The organism is Bradyrhizobium sp. JYMT SZCCT0428, from assembly GCF_018131075.1.
Classification (GTDB): Bacteria; Pseudomonadota; Alphaproteobacteria; order Rhizobiales; family Xanthobacteraceae; genus Bradyrhizobium.
Window position 1 is genome coordinate 62,531 of sequence record NZ_JAFCLS010000039.1, and the last position, 20,152, is coordinate 82,682.

General features: G+C 62.3%; 17 protein-coding genes and 1 pseudogene. 10 read left to right on the forward strand and 8 right to left on the reverse strand.

Annotated elements, in window-relative coordinates; all coding sequences use genetic code 11:
* Window positions 1-240: 240 nt before the first annotated feature.
* Both JQ575_RS31785 and JQ575_RS31790 read left to right on the forward strand, forming a co-directional pair.
* Window positions 241-1,239: a RimK family alpha-L-glutamate ligase gene (locus JQ575_RS31785; RefSeq protein ID WP_212037125.1), complete on the forward strand. Its 999-nt coding sequence runs from the start codon at window positions 241-243 to the stop codon at window positions 1,237-1,239.
* Complete coding sequence (locus JQ575_RS31790) at window positions 1,239-2,555, forward strand: glutamate ligase domain-containing protein (protein ID WP_212037126.1); 1,317 nt, start codon at window positions 1,239-1,241, stop codon at window positions 2,553-2,555. The genes JQ575_RS31785 and JQ575_RS31790 overlap by 1 nt, the downstream gene beginning before the upstream one ends.
* A gap of 88 nt (window positions 2,556-2,643) precedes the next feature.
* Here the strand turns inward: JQ575_RS31790 and JQ575_RS31795 are convergent.
* Together JQ575_RS31795 and JQ575_RS31800 are read right to left on the reverse strand one after the other, a co-directional pair.
* Window positions 2,644-3,619: pseudogene (locus tag JQ575_RS31795) on the reverse strand (amino acid ABC transporter substrate-binding protein).
* Window positions 3,620-3,631: 12 nt separating this feature from the next.
* Complete coding sequence (locus tag JQ575_RS31800; protein WP_212037127.1) at window positions 3,632-4,927, reverse strand: dicarboxylate/amino acid:cation symporter; 1,296 nt, start codon at window positions 4,925-4,927, stop codon at window positions 3,632-3,634.
* Window positions 4,928-5,140: 213 nt separating this feature from the next.
* On the opposite strand from JQ575_RS31800, the gene JQ575_RS31805 reads away from it, so the two are divergent.
* Window positions 5,141-6,142, forward strand: coding sequence for an NADP-dependent oxidoreductase (locus JQ575_RS31805; RefSeq protein WP_212037128.1), 1,002 nt, complete (start codon window positions 5,141-5,143; stop codon window positions 6,140-6,142).
* Window positions 6,143-6,289: 147 nt separating this feature from the next.
* Here the strand turns inward: JQ575_RS31805 and JQ575_RS31810 are convergent, their stop codons facing one another.
* Window positions 6,290-9,457, reverse strand: a complete 3,168-nt coding sequence (locus JQ575_RS31810) for an efflux RND transporter permease subunit (RefSeq protein ID WP_212037129.1) — start codon at window positions 9,455-9,457, stop codon at window positions 6,290-6,292.
* A gap of 9 nt (window positions 9,458-9,466) precedes the next feature.
* The gene (locus JQ575_RS31815; protein WP_312016058.1) at window positions 9,467-10,582 is read right to left on the reverse strand and encodes an efflux RND transporter periplasmic adaptor subunit; all 1,116 of its coding nucleotides are present in this window, start codon (window positions 10,580-10,582) and stop codon (window positions 9,467-9,469) included.
* Between JQ575_RS31815 and JQ575_RS46225 the strand changes: the two genes are divergently transcribed.
* Window positions 10,485-10,823 (forward strand): hypothetical protein, encoded by a 339-nt coding sequence (locus JQ575_RS46225; protein WP_312016059.1) that lies wholly within the window; start codon window positions 10,485-10,487, stop codon window positions 10,821-10,823. The two genes, JQ575_RS31815 and JQ575_RS46225, sit on opposite strands and share 98 nt — an antisense overlap.
* A 53-nt stretch (window positions 10,824-10,876) precedes the next feature.
* Entirely contained in the window at window positions 10,877-11,704 is an 828-nt protein-coding gene (locus JQ575_RS31820; protein ID WP_212037131.1) for a cysteine rich repeat-containing protein, read from the forward strand.
* Window positions 11,705-11,748: 44 nt separating this feature from the next.
* Here JQ575_RS31820 and JQ575_RS31825 read toward each other — a convergent pair whose 3' ends face one another.
* The 4 genes from JQ575_RS31825 to JQ575_RS31840 are packed head-to-tail and all read right to left on the reverse strand — an operon-like array spanning window position 11,749 to window position 14,596.
* A complete protein-coding gene (locus tag JQ575_RS31825) occupies window positions 11,749-12,483 on the reverse strand; it encodes an amino acid ABC transporter ATP-binding protein (protein ID WP_192739275.1) in 735 nt (244 codons plus the stop codon).
* Window positions 12,470-13,120 carry an amino acid ABC transporter permease gene (locus tag JQ575_RS31830; RefSeq protein WP_212037132.1) on the reverse strand — a complete coding sequence of 217 codons (651 nt, stop codon included), beginning with the start codon at window positions 13,118-13,120 and terminating at the stop codon, window positions 12,470-12,472. The genes JQ575_RS31825 and JQ575_RS31830 overlap by 14 nt, the downstream gene beginning before the upstream one ends.
* Before the next feature lie 3 nt (window positions 13,121-13,123).
* On the reverse strand, window positions 13,124-13,786 hold the full coding sequence (locus JQ575_RS31835) for an amino acid ABC transporter permease (protein WP_212037133.1): 663 nt from the start codon (window positions 13,784-13,786) through the stop codon (window positions 13,124-13,126).
* A gap of 24 nt (window positions 13,787-13,810) precedes the next feature.
* Window positions 13,811-14,596, reverse strand: coding sequence for a transporter substrate-binding domain-containing protein (locus JQ575_RS31840; RefSeq protein WP_212037134.1), 786 nt, complete (start codon window positions 14,594-14,596; stop codon window positions 13,811-13,813).
* 574 nt (window positions 14,597-15,170) lie between these two features.
* Here JQ575_RS31840 and JQ575_RS31845 point away from each other — a divergent pair.
* From JQ575_RS31845 to JQ575_RS31865, 5 genes are all read left to right on the forward strand, one after another.
* The gene (locus tag JQ575_RS31845) at window positions 15,171-15,392 is read left to right on the forward strand and encodes a cysteine rich repeat-containing protein (protein ID WP_212037135.1); all 222 of its coding nucleotides are present in this window, start codon (window positions 15,171-15,173) and stop codon (window positions 15,390-15,392) included.
* A gap of 76 nt (window positions 15,393-15,468) precedes the next feature.
* Window positions 15,469-15,684, forward strand: coding sequence for a hypothetical protein (locus tag JQ575_RS31850; protein WP_212037136.1), 216 nt, complete (start codon window positions 15,469-15,471; stop codon window positions 15,682-15,684).
* A 164-nt stretch (window positions 15,685-15,848) separates the two neighbouring features.
* Window positions 15,849-17,165: a TAXI family TRAP transporter solute-binding subunit gene (locus JQ575_RS31855; protein WP_212037137.1), complete on the forward strand. Its 1,317-nt coding sequence runs from the start codon at window positions 15,849-15,851 to the stop codon at window positions 17,163-17,165.
* Window positions 17,166-17,291: 126 nt separating this feature from the next.
* Window positions 17,292-18,431, forward strand: coding sequence for an FAD-dependent monooxygenase (locus tag JQ575_RS31860; RefSeq protein ID WP_212037138.1), 1,140 nt, complete (start codon window positions 17,292-17,294; stop codon window positions 18,429-18,431).
* Window positions 18,428-20,035, forward strand: a complete 1,608-nt coding sequence (locus JQ575_RS31865; protein ID WP_212037139.1) for a benzoate-CoA ligase family protein — start codon at window positions 18,428-18,430, stop codon at window positions 20,033-20,035. The genes JQ575_RS31860 and JQ575_RS31865 overlap by 4 nt, the downstream gene beginning before the upstream one ends.
* Window positions 20,036-20,152: the final 117 nt, after the last annotated feature.

The window sequence follows — 20,152 nt, forward strand, 5'->3', positions numbered from 1 at the left end:
GGTCTCGAAACGACGAAAACCCCCGAAATCATTGGCGATTTGACGTTTCAATTGCGCCAAAGAGAGAGATAGTCAAGATCGATTGCCGCACAATTGATAGCTCGGAATGGCAGTCGGTTTATTTTGCAGAAAGGTTCGATTGGTCTTCGTTAACGTAAGACCACACGCGCAATTAACTTGCTGAAATCGGCGCCGATCTGGCAATAAATTGCTACGCAAATATTAGAAAAAAGAGACCGAATGCGAAGCGTGAAAGAATTTCGGCAAGGTAAACCGGGCTTTTATCCGGACCAGTCGATCTATGCCGAATTCGCCTGCGCTGAATTCGGATTAACTTTTCGCGATCTCGACGGCGGCTCGGGACTGATCTTCAGCATCGCTTCAAAGGCAAAATCCCTGCATTTCGGCGCCGGCCGCTGCTCGTGGTACCCGCAAAACAATGCCACCGCCTCGACGCTGGCGTCCGACAAATACTTCACTGGCAAAGTTCTTGAAGAGGCCGGCGTGCGAACGATCGGCGGTGAGTATTTCTTCCTGCACGATCGCTATCGTGCGCATCGACCATTGGGCCACGAGCGCGACGACGCGCTGGCGTATTTTCGCAAGCTGGGCGCGGCCGCCTTCGTCAAACCGTTGACGGGATCGCGCGGCGATTTCGCGCAAAGGGTACAAGACGAAGCTGCGCTGACCCGATATCTCGACGACGTCGCGAAATATTATGACGCGGTCCTGATCCAGCCGGTCGTCGAAGGCGTCGAGTTCCGGATATTCCTGCTCGACGATGATGCGCTGTACTGCGCGCGCAAATATCCGCCCTTCGTCCGCGGCGACGGCGTGTACACGTTGCGCGAATTGTTCACTGCCCATAACGATGCCCTTCGCGCCCGCGGCCTTTCGCCGGTGTCGCCAGGGGATAGCGACTCTTCGCTCGACGCCGTGCTGGCAAAGGACGAACGCCGCGACATCCCCGGGCGGATGAATCTGAGCGCAGGCGGAACGATGGTACTCGAAGCAGCGCCTTCCGAAGCAGCGGTTACGCTGGCGAAAAAAGCCACCAGCGCGCTCGGGCTTCGTGTCGCAGCCGTCGATCTGTTCGCCGGCATCGGCGGCGAGCCCGGCGCAGCAACCGTGATCGAGGTCAATTCCAATCCGTCGATCCGGCTGCTGGAAGAATCCGATCGCGGCGACCTGATCCTCAAGATCTGGCATCACACCTTTTCTTCCATGGGTCTGCTCTAGTGTTTGACCTGCCGAAATATGGCGACGGCATCTGCCTCGCGCGCCTCGCCGAATTGCTCGACGCGCTCGGGATCGATCGCGCACGGCTGCAGCGGAGTTCGGTCGTGGTGACCGGCTCGAACGGCAAGGGCAGCACGGCGGCGATGTGCGCTGCGATCGGTCGCGCCTATGGCCTGCGAACCGGCCTCTTCACCTCACCGCACCTGTTGCGCTTCAATGAGCGAATTCGGATCGATGATGCCGAAATCGGCGATGATGATTTCGCTCGGTGCAAGCAAAGGGTTGAGACCACCATCGCCGCGATTTCGCAGCAGCGCGGCGAACAGTTCGGCGCCTTCGAAGCGTTGTTCGCACTCGCCTGTCTCTATTTCGAGGAGAAGGAATGCGAGTTCATCGTGTTCGAAGCCGGCATCGGCGGCCGCTACGATCCGGTCCGCCTGGTTGGTGCACTTCAGACCTGCGTAACCTCGGTCGATTACGAGCATGTCGAATTGCTCGGCAACTCGCTGGAGTTGATCGTCTCCGATAAGAGCGATGCCTGCGCCAGCGGCGGCGCCATCATCTATGGCGAGAACTGCCGCGGCCTGCGGCGGCATCTGCTCGAATATAATCGCCATCGCGGGGTCACGTCGCTGTTCGTCCGCGACGAGATCGGCATCGACGGCGAGTCCGCATCCCCGTCAGGCCAGCGGTTCGATTTCCAGTTCAGCCATCACGACTATCGCGGCATCGAGATGCGCCTGCTCGGCGCGGTTCAGTTCAACAATGCCGCGATCGCCGTCACGCTGTTCCTGCTCTGGCTGCAGGGCGCCCAGCCGAGCAAGGCGCCGGAGCGGATCGAGCAAGCCATCCGCGCCGGCCTGCGCGAGACGCGATGGCCCGGCCGTCTCGAAATCATCGCACAGGACCCGCTCACGGTGATCGATGTCGGCCACACCCCCGACGGCATCCGGCAATCGCTCGCGAGCCTCAAGGCGATCCACGGCGGCGACAACTGGATTCTCGTCACCGGCGCCTCCGGCGACAAGAAGGCCAATGAGATCGTAGGCAGCCTGGCGCCGTCCTTCGATACGATCATTTGCACGGCGGCATACCACAAGGGCGCCAACCCGCACGACATCGCCGCCGCGGCGCGGCTCGCCAATCCCGCGGCCGATGTTCAGGTCACCGCAACGATCGAGGAGGCGGTGCGGCTGGCCAGTGCGTTGGCGGCGGCGCGGAAGCGCAAACTGTATGTCGCGGGCGGATTGTTCCTGGCGATCGAATACGCCACGGCCGCCCGTGGCGGCCGCGTGCAGGATTTGCGGTTTTTTTGATTTCGTCATTCCGGGATGGTCCGAAGGACGAGACCCGGAATCCCGAGATTCCGGGTTCGATGCTACGCATCGCCCCGGAATGACTGCGTCAGTTGGTTCCCCCGGCCGAGTCGTCGAGCACCTTGAAGGCCTCTTCAAGCTGCGGCGAGATCGCGACGCCGAGCTTCTCGCCGGTTGGCAGCCGCCCCACGAACCATTTGTTGTAGAGCGGCACCAGATCGCGGCCCGAACCGAGCTTGCGGAAGGTGCGCTCGACCACCGCCTTCAACTGCGGCTCGCCCTTGCGGAACATGATGCCGTAGGGATCGTAGGACAGATATTCGCCCGTGACCTAACTGGCCCTGGGCCTTGTGCCGCGCGATCAGGCCGTAGAGCAGGATGTCGTCGGTGGCAAACGCGTCGGCCTTGCCGTCTACCAGCATCTGGTAGGATTGCTCGTGGTCGGGCGAGGTCAGGATCTTGAGGCCGAGCGAGAACTTCTTGTCGACATTATACATCGCCTGCTCGTTGGTGGTGCCTTTGGTGACCACCACCGTCTTGCCTTTCAGGTCGGTCGGCGCCGAGATCGTCGAGGCTTTTGGCACCATCAGCTTGGTGCCGGCCACGAATATCAGCGGCGAGAATGCCACCAGCTTGGCGCGTTCGGCATTGGCCGTGGTCGACCCGCATTCGAGGTCGATCTTGTTGTCCGTCACCGCCGGAATGCGATCGTCGGAGGTGACCTTGACGTACTCGATCTTGAGGTTCGCATCGTCGACCTCGACCCCGATTTCCTCGACGATCGCCTCGCATAATTCGAGGCTGTAGCCGATCGGCCGGTTGGAGTGGTCGAGGAACGAGAACGGCGGCGAGCTCTCGCGATATCCGAACCGCACGACATGGGTCTTCTTGATGTTGGCGAGCGTGGGGCTGAGCCCCTCGCTCGCGGTCTGGGCCGGCGCCGGCGTTGCCAGCAGACATGCTGCCAGCAACAGGCCAACAGCCGCTATCTGCCTACGCGCAGGCGCTCTTGTAGGTCGTCCTCTTGTAGGTTCTCTTGTCGGTCCTCTTGGGAACTGATGCATGCATCCCTCCCATCAATGCGTGGCCGGGATGGGCTCGCCGGGAACGGCATCCGTCGGGACCACGTCATCAGGCCCGAGCTCGTGCTCGGGCTTGAGCTCGCCCTCCCATTTCGCGACCACGGCGGTGGCGAGCGAGTTGCCGATCACGTTGGTGGCGCTGCGTCCCATGTCGAGGAACGTATCGATACCCATGATCATCAACAGACCGGCCTCGGGAATGCCGAACTGGCTGAGCGTCGAGGCGATCACGACGAGCGAGGCGCGCGGCACGCCGGCGACGCCCTTCGAAGTGATCATCAGCGTTGCCAGCATCGCCAGCTGGGTCCCGAGCGGCATGTCGATGTGGTAGGTCTGCGCGATGAAGACGCTCGCGAAGGTGCAGTACATCATGGTGCCGTCGAGGTTGAACGAGTAACCCAGCGGCAGCACGAAGCTCGAGATGCGCGACGATGCCCCGAACCGGTTGAGCCCTTCGAGCGTCTTCGGATAGGCGGCCTCCGACGACGCGGTCGAGAACGCAATCATCAGCGGCTCGCGGATCAGCCGCAGCAGGTTCTTGTACCTCGGCCCGATCACGATGAAGCCGACGATGATCAGGATGATCCAGAGGATCGCCAGCGACAGATAGAAGCCGCCCATGAAGACGATCAGCTTCCACAACACGCCGAGGCCGTTCTTCGCCACCGTCGCCATGATCGCCGCCCATACCGCCAGCGGCGCGAACAGCATCACGTAGCCGGTGACCTTGAGCATGATATGGGCGAGATCGTCGATCAGCGACAGGATCGGCTTCGAGCGTTCCTCCGGCATCGCACCGAGGGCGACCGCGAAGAACACCGCGAAAACCACGATCTGCAGGATTTCATTCTGCGCCATCGCATCGGCGATCGATGTCGGGATCAAATGCATCAGGAATTTTTCGAACGAGAACGCCGACACCGGCAATCCGGTCGACTGCGACTTGTCGGGCAGCGTGCCGGGGAAGTTCGCGCCGGGCTCCAGCAGGTTCACCATGATAAGGCCGAGCAGCAACGAGACGAACGAGGCGGTGACGAACCAGCCCATGGTCTTCGCAAAAATCCGGCCAAGCCTCGAGCCGGAGCCCATATGGGCGATGCCGCCGACCAGCGTGGCGAACACCAATGGCGCGATGATCATCTTGATCAGGCGCAGGAACAGCATCGCGACCAGATTTACATCTGCCGCGATCGCTACCCGATTGTCAGGCATGTAGTTGAAAACGACGGTCCCCATCACGATACCAAGCGCCATCGCGATCAGGATGTATTGTGTGAACCTGCTCGACATTTTTCTGACCCCCGTTTTTCCGGCAACCTTAAGTTTGGCAGATTTGGAGGGCGACGCAACAAACTTGCGACAATTTACACACTTGCCGAAATCTTTCCGTTGTGGATCACGCGCACGGCGACTAGCGTTCGGTGCAGCGCACAACATGTGCAATCGGTCGCCCGATATGCGATCAACTGCATCAAGAACGATCAAGCCGAGGGAGAAAACGCCATGAACGCCACCGTCAATCGCCAGATCCTGCTGGTGGAAAAGCCGACCGGAAAACTCGGGCCCGAGCATTTCAAGATGTCCGAGGGCACGGTGCCGGAGCCGAAGGACGGCGAGGTGCTGGTGCGGGCGCGCTATATCTCGCTCGACGCCGCCAACCGCGCATGGATGCACGGCGCCACTTATCGCGCGGCGGTCGAGGCCAACACCGTGATGGCCGGCGGCGGCATCGCCGAAGTCGTGTCCTCGAAGGCCCCAGGCCTCAGCCCCGGTGACATCGTGTTCGGCGACACCGGCTGGCAGGATTACGCCGCGGTGCCCGCAAAGCATTTGACAAAAATGCCCCGGATGGAGCCGATGACGCATCTGCTCAGCATCTACGGCATCGCCGGCCTCACCGCCTATTTCGGCCTGCTCCATGTCGGCAAGCCCAAGGAAGGTGAAACCGTCGTGGTCTCGGCCGCGGCCGGTTCGGTCGGCTCGATCGTCGGCCAGATTGCAAAAATCAAGGGATGCCACGTCGTCGGCATCGCCGGCGGCAAGGACAAATGTAACTGGCTCACCAGCGAACTCGGCTTCGACGCCGCGGTCGATTACAAGGATGGAGCCACCTACAAGGCGCTGCGGGCAGCGGCGCCGAAGGGCATCGACGTCTATTTCGACAATGTCGGCGGCGACATTCTGGAGGCCTGCATCGCCCTAATGAACAACCGCGGCCGCATCTCCTGCTGCGGCGCGATCTCGCAATATGACGGCGTGCCGTCGGCAACCGGCCCGCGCGGAGTGCCCGGCCTGATCGTGGTGAAGCGCCTGATCATGCAGGGCTTCATCGTGATGGACTACATGAACGAGCGCGACCAGGCGCTGAAGGACCTGCAGTCCTGGGTGGCTTCCGGCAAATTGAAAGTGCAGGAAGACGTCATCAACGGCCTGGAAAACACGCCGCAGGCGCTGATCGGACTATTGGCCGGCGAGAACCGCGGCAAGCGGATGGTGAAGGTGTAGGGGCAACTCTGTCTGCACGTCGTCCCCGCGAACGCGGGGACCCATACTCGGCGGCCTCTCGATTTCGGGCAGTTGGAGTTGCCTTTGTAAGCAACCAACGGAGGTGGCTATGGGTCCCTGCGTTCGCAGGGACGACAAGAACAGAGTCTAATGCGCAGCACCCGGCGTCTGCGGCGCCACCTGCGCGCCCGCCTTTCGCTTCCGCTCGCTGAGCCAGTTCTCGAACCGCTGCACCACGACAAAGAACGTCGGCACGAACAACACCGCGAGGCAGGTCGAGGCCAGCATGCCCGAGAACACGGTGATGCCGATCGATTTGCGGGCGTTGGCGCCGGCGCCGGTCGCCAGCACCAGCGGCACCACGCCGAGGATGAAGGCAAACGACGTCATCAGGATCGGCCGGAACCGGGCGCGCGCCGCCTCAACGGCGGATTCCAGCAACGGCTTGCGGTCGCGCACATGCAGTTCGAGCGCAACCTCGACGATCAGAATGGCGTTCTTGGCCGACAGCGCGATCAGCAGGATGATGCCGATCTGGGTATACAGGTTGTTCTCGATCCGCAGCCCCGTCAGCACGATCATCGGACCGAGCAGCGACAACGGCACCGCTAATATCACCGAGATCGGCGCAAACCAGCTTTCATATTGTCCCGCCAGCACGAGATAGACCAGCAACAGCGCAAGCCCGAACGCCCAGTAGATTTGCCCGCCGACGACCTTCTCCTGGTACGACATCGCCGTCCATTCAAAGCCGGTCCCCGGCGGCAGGGTTTGGCCGGCAATCTCCTCCATCAGTTTCATCGACTGACCCGAGCTGTAGCCCGTGGCCGGCAGGCCGATGATGCTCGCCGATGGATAGAGATTGTACAGGCTGATCAGCGAGGGGCCGACCGACGGCGTGATCTTGGCGACCGTGCCGAGCGGGATCATGTCGCCATTGCTGTTGCGCACCATCATGTTCGCCATGTCGCGCAGGGTCAGGCGATATTGCGCATCCGCCTGGGCATAGACCTGGAAGGTGCGACCGAACTTGTTGAACTGGTTGACGTAGGTCGAGCCCATGTAGGACGACAGCGTCGAGAAGATCTGGTCGGTCGTGACATGCAGGGTCTGGGTCTTGACCCGGTCGACCTCGACGTCGAACTGCGGCACCATCGAGCGGAACGACGAGCTGACGCGCTGCAGTGCGCTCTGCGTCTGCGCATTGGAGACGATGGCGCCGGCAATCGCCTGCAGCTTGCCGTAGTCCGCATTGCCGTCGCGCAGCTGAACCTGCATCGCAAAACCGGCGGCGTTGCCGATGCCCTGGATCGGCGGCGGCGGAACCACCAGGATGCGCGCCTCCTCGATGACAGACATCTTCTCGTTCAGGCCGACGAACAGCGACCGCAGGTCCTCGCCCTCGCCGCGTGCGCTCCACTCCTTGAGGATCAGATAGGCGACGCCGGCATTTGCCAGGCTGGAAGAACTATCCAGCGCCGAGATGCCGGAAATGCTGATGACCTGATCGACGCCGGGATGCTTGCTGGCGATGTCGCTGACCCGGGTGAGCACTTGCTCGGTGCGATCGAGCGAGGCGCCGTCGGGCAGTTGCACGGCGACCAGGAGATAGCCCTGGTCCTCGATCGGAATGAACCCGGTCGGCACCCGCGACAGGCCGTAACCGGCGCCGCAGATCAGGATGAGGGCTGCGATCACCGAGATATTGCTGTGCGCGACCAGGCGGCCGATCAGCCGGGCATAGGCGCGTTCGACCCGGTCATAGACCGCGTTGAAGCCGCGGTAGAAGAAATTGCGCTGTTCCGGCGGCGCCGGCCGGCGCAGCCAAAGCGCGCATTGCGTCGGCTTCAGCGTCGCGGCATTGATGGCGCTGAGCAGCGCGGTCGCCGCGATCACCAGCGCGAATTGCGAATACATCCGTCCCGTCAATCCCGGCAGGAAGGCCGACGGCAGGAACACCGAAATCAGCACCAGCGTGATGCCGACGATCGGCGCGAACAGCGCGTCCATCGCCGATATCGCAGCGTCATGGCCGGACATGCCCTTCTCGATATTATGCGCCGCGCCCTCGACCACGACGATGGCGTCGTCGACCACGATGCCGATCGCAAGCACGATCGCGAACAAGGTCGAGATATTGACGGTGAAGCCGAGCGCCGCCATCGCGGCAAAGGCGCCGATGATCGTCACCGGCACGGTCGTCGCCGGCACCAGCATCGCCCGCCAATCCTGCAGGAAGATCAGGATCACGATCAGGACGAGGAAGCCGGCCTCGATCAGCGTCTTGTAGACCTCCTTGATCGATTCGGAGACGAATTTCGTGGTGTCGAACGGCGTGTCGTATTTCACGTCCTGCGGAAACGCCTTGGCGAGCACCGTCATCTTTTCCCTGACGGCCTTCTCGACCTCGAGCGCGTTGGCGCCGGGCGACTGGAACACGCCGATGCCGGTCGCGGGCTTGTTGTTGAGCGAGAACGCCTGGCTGTAGGTCTGGGCGCCGAGCTCGACCCAGCCGACGTCGCGGACGCGGGTGACATCGCCATTGCTGCCGGTCTTGACGATGATGTCCTCGAACTCGCTCTTGTCGCTGAGCCGTCCGCTGACGTTCAGCGTGTACTGGAACGCCTGACCCGAAGGCGCCGGCGGGGCGCCGACCTGCCCTGCCGTGACCTGCTGGCTCTGCTGCTGGATTGACGTGACGACATCCTGCGGCATCAGGTTGCGCACCTGCAGCTTGTTCGGATCGAGCCAGACCCGCATCGAATACTGGCCGGCGCCGAACACCGTGACGTTGCCGACGCCGGGCAGGCGCGACAGTTCGTCCCTGATGTTGATGGTGGCGTAATTGCTCAGGAACAGGCTGTCATAGGTCGCATTCGGCGACGTCAGCGTCACGAACAGCAGGACCGCCGTCGACTTCTTCTGCACGGTGACGCCCTGATTCTGCACCGACTGCGGCAGCTGCGCCAGCGCGCTCGACACCCGGTTCTGCACCAGCACCTGCGCGAAGTTGAGGTCGGTGCCGATCTTGAACGTCACCGTCAGCGAATAGGTGCCGTCGGCGCCGCTATAGGACTGCATGTACAGCATGTCCTCGACGCCGTTGACCTGCTGCTCGATCGGCAGCGCCACGGTATCGATCACGGTCTTGGCGCTGGCGCCGGGATAGCGCGTCGTCACCTGCACGGTCGGCGGCACCACGTCGGGGTATTGCGCCACCGCGAGGCGGAACAGGCACACCCCGCCGATCAGGATCATCAGGATCGCGATGACGTTGGAAAGGACGGGCCGCTCGATGAAAAATTTCGAAATCATGGCCGGTCCTTATTTGGTGGGTGCCGGCGACGCTTCGATTTTCTTGACCTGCGGGTCGACCTTCTGACCGGGGATCGCACGCAGCAGCCCGGCGGTGACGACGCGATCATCGCCCTTCAAACCGCTTTCGATGACGCGCAACGCGCCCTCGAGCGGCCCGGTTTGTACCTTGCGCTGTTCGACCACGTTCTCGCCGTTGACGACCAGCACGTAGCGGCCGGCCTGGTCGCTGCCGAGTGCCACATCCGGCACCAGCAACGCATTCGACTGCTCGTCAAAGGGCACGCGGACCCGGACGAAGAATCCCGGCAGCAACGCCCGATCGGGATTGGGCAACACGCCGCGCACCGCGAGCGTGCCGGTCGATTGATTGAGGGTCGGCGAGACGTAGTCGAGCTTGCCCTTGTGCGGAAAGCCGGTCTCGGTCTGCAATCCGACCTCGACCGGCAACTGGCGGATTTCCTCGATGGTTACTCCCCGCCGTCGCGCTTCTTCCCGGATCCGCAGCACATCCTGTTCGTTGACGTTGAAATTCACATAGATCGGGTCGAGCGCCACGATGTTGGCAAGCTGCGTCGGCGACGAAACGCCGACCAGTTCGCCGACCGAGACCAGATGCGCGCTGACGATGCCGTCGAACGGCGCCGTGACATTGGTATAGCCGTAGTTGACGGCCGCAATCTTGGTGTTGACCTGGGCCTGCTGCAGGTTTGCCTGCGCGTTCTCGCGCGCCGCCGTCGAAGTATCGAGCGTGGCCTGCGAGACCGCCTGTCTTTGCACCAGCTCCGACTGCCGCTTGAAATCGGCTTCGGCCTGCTTCATCGAGGCCTCCATGCCGGTTTGGGCGGCCTGCGCTTGATCGAGCTTCAGCTTGTAGGTTTCCGGCTCGATCGTGAACAGCGTGGTGCCTTCCTTAACGAAGGTGCCGTCCTTGTAGTTGATCGATTGCAGGAAGCCCTGCACGCGCGCGACCAGATCGACGTTCTTGATCGGCGCGGTATTGCCGGTCGCCTCCAGATAGCGCGTGATGCTGCGCTGCACCGGCACGGCGACCTCAACTTTCGGCGGCGGCGGCGGCACAAAAGTATTTTGTTCGCAGGCACTTAAGACGCCGAATGCGGCAATGGCGAAGACCGCGCGACACGCAATGGCGCCTCTCTGTCTGAAAGTGTCATGTGGTCTGCTGCATGCCAGCGAACGCTTGGACTTCATGTTACGTGCCTCAATACGTTTGTTCTTGCAAAGCGCGTTCTATTCAAATTATGGCGTTCGACCATCCCATAAAAATAGCAACAATCCACTTGCAGGGGAACCGGAAACCGAAAATGATGCGCGCGCGAAATTTTCTTCGCTTTCTCGTTCATGATTTCACTTCTGTTGAAGCGGCGGCTCCAGCGACGACAAAAAGGATTTATTCAAATGATCAACACGTTGACACGTGCGGCAACGCTCGGGGCGTTGATGACGGCAGTGATATTCGCAACCGCAGCACCGGCATTTGCGCAGGCGCCGAGCCAGGCGCAGCGCGACGCGATCAAGACCCAATGCCGCTCGGATTATATCGCACATTGCTCCAGCATTCCGCCGGGCGGCGAAGCTTCGCTGCAATGCCTGCAGAAGAATATGTCGAGCCTGTCATCGAGCTGTCAAAGCGCGGTACGCGCCGTGCAAGCGCCGGCGGCTGCCGCGCCCGCGGCCAAGCCCGAATCCGCTCCGGCCGCGGCCGGCGCAAAGCCTGCCACCACGACCGCGGCGCCCAAGACAGATTCCAAGGCTGACGCCAAGCCCGCAGCCGCAGCGGCGGGGCAGCCGTCCAGCGCGCAGGTCTCAGCGGTCCGCAGCGCCTGCCGCTCCGACTATCCAAAAGTCTGCGCGGGCGTGCCGACCGGCGGCGCCCCGGCGCTGCAATGCCTGGACAAGAACAAGGCAAAACTTTCGCCGGCTTGCGAGAAGGCGGTCACGGCGGCCGTCGGCGGCGGTGCCGCACCGGCGGCGGGCGCAGCTCCCGCGGCGGCGGCGGCTCCGGCAGCGGCAGGCACCGCTGCTGCACCTGCCGTGATCGTGCTGCGGCCGATGCGCCCGGCTGAAGAACTGATGGTGCTGCGGTCCGCCTGCGGTGCCGATCGCCAGACCCTTTGCGGCGGCGTGGCGCCGGGCGGCGGCCGTATCGTGCAGTGCCTCGCTACCAACGCGGCTTCACTGTCACCGGCCTGCAGGGACGTGCTGAGCCAGTTCGCGGCGCGCTAGTAAACCCGTGCGACCCGATCACGCCGTGAAACGGCGTGGTCGGACTATGCGTGCGCGACGGTACCGACGAACTGCTGCAATTCCGGCGTCCGGGGCGCGGCAAACACCTCTTTCGGAACGCCCTCTTCATGCACCCTGCCGTGGTGCATGAAGACGAGCTTGGTGCCGACGTCGCGGGCGAAACGCATTTCGTGCGTGACCAGAATCAGCGTCATGCCTTCGCGCGCCAGTTGCTCGACCACGCGCAGCACCTCGTTGACCAGTTCCGGGTCGAGCGCCGAGGTGATTTCGTCGCACAGCAACACTTTCGGCCGCATCGCCAGCGAACGCGCGATCGCGACGCGCTGCTGCTGGCCGCCGGAAAGCTGGTTCGGATAGGCGTCCATCTTCTCGGACAGCCCGACCTTCGCCAGCACCTCGGCCGCGGTGGCGCGCGCCTCCTTGGCCGACACCTTGTTGACGACGGTCGGCGCCAGCATCACGTTCTCGGCGGCGGTCAAATGCGGAAACAGATTGAACTGCTGGAACACCATGCCGACATGGCGGCGCAGCTCGCGCAGATTGGTGGTGGAGCCGCCGACCTCGATGCTGTCGGCGATGATCGCGCCGGACTGATAGGTCTCCAGGCCGTTGATGCAGCGGAGCAGCGTGCTCTTGCCCGATCCGGAGCGGCCGATGATGGCGACCACATCGCCCTTGGCGACCTCGAGCGAGACGCCCTTCAGCACCTCGTTCGGACCAAAACTCTTTCTGACGTCACGAATGCTAACGAGCGACATTGAGGCGGCTCTCGATTTTTTTCGCCCACCAGGACAGCGGGAAACACAGGCAGAAATAGATCAGCGCGACCAGCGAATAGACCACGAAGGGGCGGAAGGTCGCGTTGTTGAGCATGGTGCCGGCCTTGGTCAGCTCGACGAAGCCGATGATCGAAGCCAGCGCGGTGCCTTTGACCACCTGCACCGAGAAGCCGACGGTCGGCGCAACCGCGATCCGCGAGGCCTGCGGCAGGATGACGTAGCGCATCTGCTCGATGTAGCTCATGGCGAGGCTGGAGGAGGCTTCCCACTGGCCCTTCGGGATCGACTCGACGCAGCCACGCCAGATCTCGGCGAGAAAGGCGCTGGTCCAGAACGTCAGCGCCAGGGTCGCGGCCATCCACGGGCTCACCTCGACGCCGAACAGCGCGATGCCGAAGAAGAACAGAAACAGCTGCATCAGGAGCGGCGTACCCTGGAACAGCTCGATGTAGATCTTGGTGGACCATTCCAGCGCCGGGATCCTGGAGGTCCGCATGAACAGCAGGATCAGCCCGACAATGCCGCCGCAGACAAAGGCGATCAACGACAGCACGATGGTCCACTGCGTGGCGATCAAGAGGTTCGACAGGATGTCCCAGAGGCTGAACTGCAACATGGCTCACTTCGCCTTGAACAGGATGCGGCCGAGGCCGCGCAGCAGCGAACGCGTCAGCATGGCGAGCAAGAGATAGGCCAAAGCCACCACCAGATAGACCTCGAAGTTGCGGAAATTGCGCGAGGCGATCAGGTTGGCGGCGTAGGTCAGGTCCTGCGCCGAGATCTGCGACACCACCGCCGAGCCCAGCATGACGATGATGATCTGCGACGACAGCGCCGGATAGATCTTCTCGAACGCCTGCTTGAGGACGATGTGGCGCAGCACTTCCCATTTGGTCATGGCAAGGCTGATACCGGCCTCGATATGGCCTTTCGGCACCGCCTCGATGCCGGCGCGGATGATCTCGGTCGAATAGGCACCGAGATTGATGGTCATGGCGAGGAATGCCGCGGTCGACTCGCTGAGCTTCAGCCCGGCGGCCGGCAGGCCGAAGAAGATAAAGAACAGCTGCACGATGAACGGCGTGTTGCGGATCACCTCGACATAGCCGGCAACCAGGCTGCCGAGCCATTTCGGCCCGAAGGTGCGCGCCGATGCGCCGGCAGTGCCGACGGCGATACCGGCGACGGTCGATACGACCGTCAGTACGACGGTGAACAGCAGCCCCCACAGCAGCACATCCCAGTGGGGCAGCAATTCACCGAATTGGAGCTTGTAGTTCATGACGGGCTGGCCCCCGCGACCAGGTCAAAAGCCCGGCGGCAAGGGTGCCTTCAGCCACTTCTCGGACAGTTTGGCGATGTCGCCGGACGTCTTGGCCTGCGCGATGATCTCGTTGAGCTTGGCCAGCAGCTTCGGCTCTTCCTTGTTGAGCCCGATGAAGCACGGGCTGTCCTTGATCACGAATTTGAGCGCGGGCGCCCGGGCCGGGACCTTCTCGGCGATGGCGGCGGCGACCGTATTGCCGGTTGCGATCAGGTCGACCTGTCCGGATACGAAGGCGGCAATGGTGGCGTTGTTATCCTCGAAACGCTTGATGGTGGTGTCAGCCGGCGCGAGCTTGGTCAGTTCCTGCTCCTCGATGGCGCCGCGGGTGGCGCCGATCGTCTTGCCCTTGAGCTCGTCGGCCGATGCTAGCTTGATTTCCTTGGTGCCGAACACGCCGGAGAAGAACGGCGCATAGGCGATGGAAAAGTCGATCACCTTCTCGCGCTCGGCATTCTTGCCGAGGCTGGAAATGACGATGTCGGCTTTCTTGGTCTGCAGATAGGGAATCCGGTTGGCGCTGGTGACGGCAATGATCTCGACCTTTACCCCGAGAGCCTTGCCGATCAGATTGGCCATGTCGATGTCGTAGCCCTGCGGCTTGAGATCGAGCCCGGCGGAGCCGAACGGCGCAAAATCCTGCGGCACTGCAACCTTGATGACCTTGGCCGCCATGATCGAGTCCAGCGCGTCGGCGTGGACCGGCGTGGTCAGCGCGGCGGTGGCGAGCACGAAAGCCGCGGCAAGCATCGATTTCCTAGACAACATCCTATGTCCCCTGTTGCATCGCGACATCGCCGGTCAGTTCGGCCGATGTCTTCGGATCCCCCTTGCAGTGCGGGACCCTGCCCGATGCTCAACGATCAGGCAATGCCCCGTGTTGCTCCTTATTTTGTCATCGCCTGCCTTGGAATTAGCCTGCGGCAACGCCCTCCGGATGACAACTTCACGCCCAAATGATACACATCGCGCCATTCCATGCAGGGTTGCGGCCGTCTACTCGCCGCGAAACGCCAGGATCAATTGAACCAACCGTACCGACAGGGCGACATAACAAATCGTCATCGCGATCTGATACGCGACGTGCCAGTTGACCTTTGCCCTGCCGATACGATCAACGTCCCGATGATCATTTTTTCGACGTGCAGAAATATTTCCTTGGAAGCCGGCTCGACATGATCGGCACGGAATGAAAGCCATCCGGCTCTGATCCCCGCCATGGGTTCTCCTGATCTCGCAACAGAAAAGGGAGCTTCAATGCGGCGAGATCGAGAGGTAAGCGAGCGGGCCTGCCCGACGTTTTGAGAACCACAATCATCAACCAAGACGAGGAGGAAAACAGATGCTACGAGCCATCCTGACTGCAGCCACCCTGTTGTGTGCATCGCAAGCGTTCGCGCAGGAGATGACTGCCGCACAGCGCGACGCCTGCATGGGCGATTACGAGAAGTATTGCAAAAGCGTCACGCCGGGCGGCGGGCGGATCATCGCCTGCCTCGCCAAGGAGAGCGACAAGCTCACACCTGCTTGCAACAAAGTATTGCAGGCGGCGGAGAAGAAATAGGGCGCGCTCTGAGAGGCATCCGCAGCACCTTCCAGAAGAAACCTGAACACCAACCAAGATACGTCCGGGGAGAAACATGCGTTCATTTCTGTTCATTGCCGCCGCCCTGCTCGCCATTGGTACCGCCATGACCTTCGAGTCGACCGATGCCAACGCGGCTGTCTGCGCAGACGGCGTCGTTCGCGCCGGCTGCGCGGGACCTCGAGGCGCGGTCGTCGTCAAAAAGCCAAAGCCGGCGGTCGTGTGCCGCACCGTGATCGTGAACGGCGTGAAGGTTCGCCGCTGCACCTGATCGAAGCTGATCCGGCTCAAAACCGAAGACATCTGCACCTGCCGGCCGCTGCCTGCCATCATCGGCGGCGCTGCGGCCGGTTTTTGCCGATTCCTGTTTTGCCGGATCGCGATTGATGTGCCAGCATCGACGGCCTCGAAGCTATCGATGGCCATGAATCCGGGATGAAGAATTATTCAATCGCATTGCCCGTCTGGGCCCGGGTGCTCCTGCTGGCGGGCGTTGCCGGCATCGTCCTCGGTGCCGGCCTCATCGCCTATCGCTTTTACGACAGGCCGACGGTGTTGAGCGTCGCGGTGGGCTCGTTCGACGGCGAAGCAGCCAAGGTCGCGTCCGTCATCGCCGCCCGGCTGGAAGCCACTAAATCCGCGGTCCGTTTCAAGATCGTTCCGACCGACAACGTGCTGGATTCCGCAAAGATCTTTGCCGAGGGAAAGACCGACCTTGCCATCGTGCGCGCCGATGTCGGCGATCTCTCGCTGGCGCGGAGCGTGGCGCTGGTCACCAAATCGGTCCTGATGATCCTGGCCCTGCCGGGATCGCAGGTGACCAGCATCGAGAAGATGAAGGGCCACACGGTCGGCGTCGTCGGTGGCGAGATCAACCAGAAGATCGTCGAGGCCCTGAAAAAGGAGTATGACCTCGGCGACAAGGTGATCTTCAAGAACATGGCGCCGGCGGACACGCCGCGCGCGATCCAGTCGAAAGAGGCGAGCGCGTTCCTGCTGGTCGTCCCGCTCAGCGAAAAGTATATCTCCCTGGTGAGGCGCTTCTTCCGGGGCGGGCATAATTCCTTCCCCGCCTTGATCCCGGTTGAATCCGCCGGCGCGATCGCCGATGTCGAAGGCGCCTATGAAAGCTTCGATATTCCGCAAGGCACGCTGCGCGGCAGCCCGCCGGTGCCGGATGCCGATCTGACCACGCTGCGCGTCGGGACTTATCTCGTAGCCAACAAGAAGATCGACCCGGACACGATCACAACCCTGACCCAGGCGCTGGTTACCGCCCGCAACGATCTCGTGCGCGACCAGCCGCTGCTGGCCGGGCTGACGGCACCCGATACCGATCCCGGCGCCTATATCCCGGTCCATCCGGGGGCCGCAGCCTACTATAACGGGACCCAGCAAAGCTTCATGGATAAGTACGGCAACTGGATTTACCTGACGCCGATGGTGCTGGGCGCACTGGCCTCGATCTTCGCAACCGCATGGCGGTTCCTGGGCGGTCGGCAGGAACCGGCCGAGACGACGTTGCGCAGCCTGTTCGCCTTGCCGCGGCGGATCCGGGAAGTGAAGAGCGAGGCCGAATTGACCGAGATCGAAAACCAGGTCGACCAGGCACTCGATGCCGAGATGGCGAGCGCGATCAGAAGCGAGAACGCGCAGGATATTTCGACGCTGGTTTCAACGGCGCATCGGCTGGAAGATTCGATCTATCGCCGCCGGCAAATGCTGGCGGAGGGGCCGGCGAAGCAGAACTAGTTCCGAGCGGCCCCACGGACAGGGTTGACCCGGACCAATTCCGGCAAAATTTTTGGTAGCGCCATTCTCCGGTCCGGTTTAGGGTGGCCCAACTAGTAAGTATACTGTCAATTAGGGAGGGGTACCGTGCGTATCGCCGTCATCGGCGGAGGCCCCGGCGGTCTCTACTTCGCCTATCTCTGGAAGCGGCGTCATCCGGACGCAGAGATCGACCTGTTCGAGCAGAACCCCGAAGGCGCGACCTGGGGTTTTGGCGTCGTGTTCTCCGAACAGGCGCTGGAATTCTTGCGCGCCGACGACCCCGAGACGGTCGATGCGATCACGCCGCGGATGGAAAGCTGGAAGAACATCACGCTCAATTTGCGCGGCGAGAGCGTCGAGATCGATGGCGTCGGCTTTTCCTCGATCGGCCGGCTCGAATTGCTGACCATTTTGCAGCAGCGCGTGCGCGCCGCCGGCATCACGCCGCGATACGACACCATCATCCAGTCGCTGGATGAACTCAAAGGTTATGACCTGATCGTCGCCGCCGACGGATTGAACTCGCTGGTGCGCCGCAGCTTCGAAAAGGAATTCGGCGCCTCGGTCTCGCATTCGACCAACAAATTCGCCTGGTACGGCACCAGCAAACGCTTTGCGACGCTGTCTCAGACCTTCGTGAAGACTGATCTCGGATCGTTCAACGCGCATCACTACCGCTATGCGCCTGCCATGAGCACCTTCCTGGTCGAATGCGACGCGGCGACCTGGCAGGCCTACGGTTTCGAGCACAAGACCGTCGAACAATCGCAGGCGATCTGTGAGGAAATATTTGCCGATACGCTCGACGGCCATTCGCTGGTGTCGAACAAATCGGTATGGCGCAACTTCCCCTGGATCTGGAACGAGAACTGGTCGCACGGCAACATGGTGTTGATCGGCGATGCCCTGCACTCCGCGCACTTCTCGATCGGCTCGGGAACAAGGCTGGCGATCGAGGATGCCATCGCGCTGACCAAGGCGCTGGAGGTGGAAGCGGACATTCCGGCGGGCCTTGCCCGCTACCAGAGCGAACGCAAGCCAATCGTGAAGAAACTGGTGACGGCGGCGCGCACCAGCGCCGACTGGTACGAACATTTTCCCGAACACATGAAGCTCGATCTGATGGATTTTGCCTACAGCTACATCACTCGCTCCGGGCGGATCGACGATGCGCGCCTGCGCGCGATGTCGCCGGCCTTCATGGCGCGTTATGAGGCAGCAAAGAACAGCGGGAGCCGGTCATGATGATCGACGATCAGGTACCTCTGGAAAATCCCGGCGCGCGCGAAATCGGTTTCGCGATCCCGGAGCGTTACAACGCCAGCCGCATCCTGTTCGACAATCTCGTGCACGGCCGCGGCGAACGCCTGGCCCTGACCGGGCCTGCCGGCACGCGCAGCTATGCCGAACTGTGCCGCGAGGCCTCGCAATGGGGCCACGGCTTCCAGTCGCTCGGGCTGAAGCGCGGCGACCGCATCCTGATGTTCCTCGACGATACGCCGGCTTACCCGGCCGCCTTCTTCGGCGCGGTACGCTCTGGCTTCGTGCCGCTGTTGATCAACACCCTGACGCCGCCGGACCTGCTGCAGTTTTATCTCTCGGATGCCGGCGCCGCCGTCGCGGTCAGCGATGCCGAGTTCACTTCCCGATTCGACGCTGTTGCCTGCAAGGACACGCCGCTGCACACGCTGGTCGTGGTCAACGGCACCGCCGGCGAACACGCCGTGGCGAAGACGCTTGCCGCCGATACCTGGCTGAAGGCCTTCCCCACCGAACTCGCGGAAGCCGATACGCACCGTAACGAGATGGCGTTCTGGATGTACTCGTCGGGCTCGACCGGACGCCCCAAGGGCATCGTGCATCTGCAGCACGACATGGCCTATAGCGAAGCCGCCTTCGCGCGCAACGTGCTCAAGCTCGCGCCCGACGACATCTGCTTCTCGGTACCGAAGATTTTCTTCGCCTATGGCTTCGGCAATTCCATCACCTTCCCGTTCTCTGTCGGCGCCGCCACGCTGTTGCTGCCCGGCCAGCCGAAGCCCGCCGCGATCTTCGAGGCAATCGGGCGTTATCGTCCGAGCGTGTTCTTCGGATTGCCGACGCTCTACACCTCGCTGACCAAGGCCGACGGCGCAGCGGCCGCGGACTTTTCGGCGTTGCGGATGGCGCTCTCCGCCGCCGAGGTGCTGTCGGGTGAAGTGTTCAACGGCTGGAAGGCGCTGACCGGCCTTGAGATCATCGAGGGCCTGGGTTCGACCGAGGCACTGCACATCTACCTTTCCAACCGGCCCGATCACAAGAAGCTCGGCGCGGCGGGGCTGCGTGTCCCCGGTTATGAAATCGCGCTTCGGGACAAGGACGGCCGCGACGTCGGTGACGACGAGGAAGGGATCATGTGGGTGCGCGGCGATTCCAACACGCCGCTGTACTGGAACCGGCCGGACAAATCAGCGGAGACGATCCGCGAAGGCGGCTGGATCTACACCGGCGACCGCTTCGTCCGCGATGCCGACGGTTTTCATTTTTTCCGCGGCCGCGCCGACGATCTCATCAAAATTTCCGGCCAATGGGTCTATCCGCTCGAAGTCGAGCTGTGCCTTGCCGAACATCCTGATGTCCGGGAATGCGCCGTCTTCGCCGCCGAGCTGCCGGACCGGCGCATGACATTGAAGGCCGTGGTGGTGATGAACCAGGGCGGCTTCGACGCCGATAACGCGACAAGGAAGCTGCAGGATTTCGTCAAGGCGAAACTGCTGCCCTACAAATATCCGCGCGAGGTGCGATTCATCGATGAACTGCCGAAGACCGGCACCGGCAAGATCGACCGGCAGGCGTTGCTGAGGATGTAGCAATTCGCTTCAAAACCCTCGGTGTCGTCCCGGCCCCGAGCCGGGATCTACCGTGTTGAGAGTCAAGAGGCGGCAGCGCCTTTCCAAGGCTGTCCCGACCTGATTACGGCATTGGCG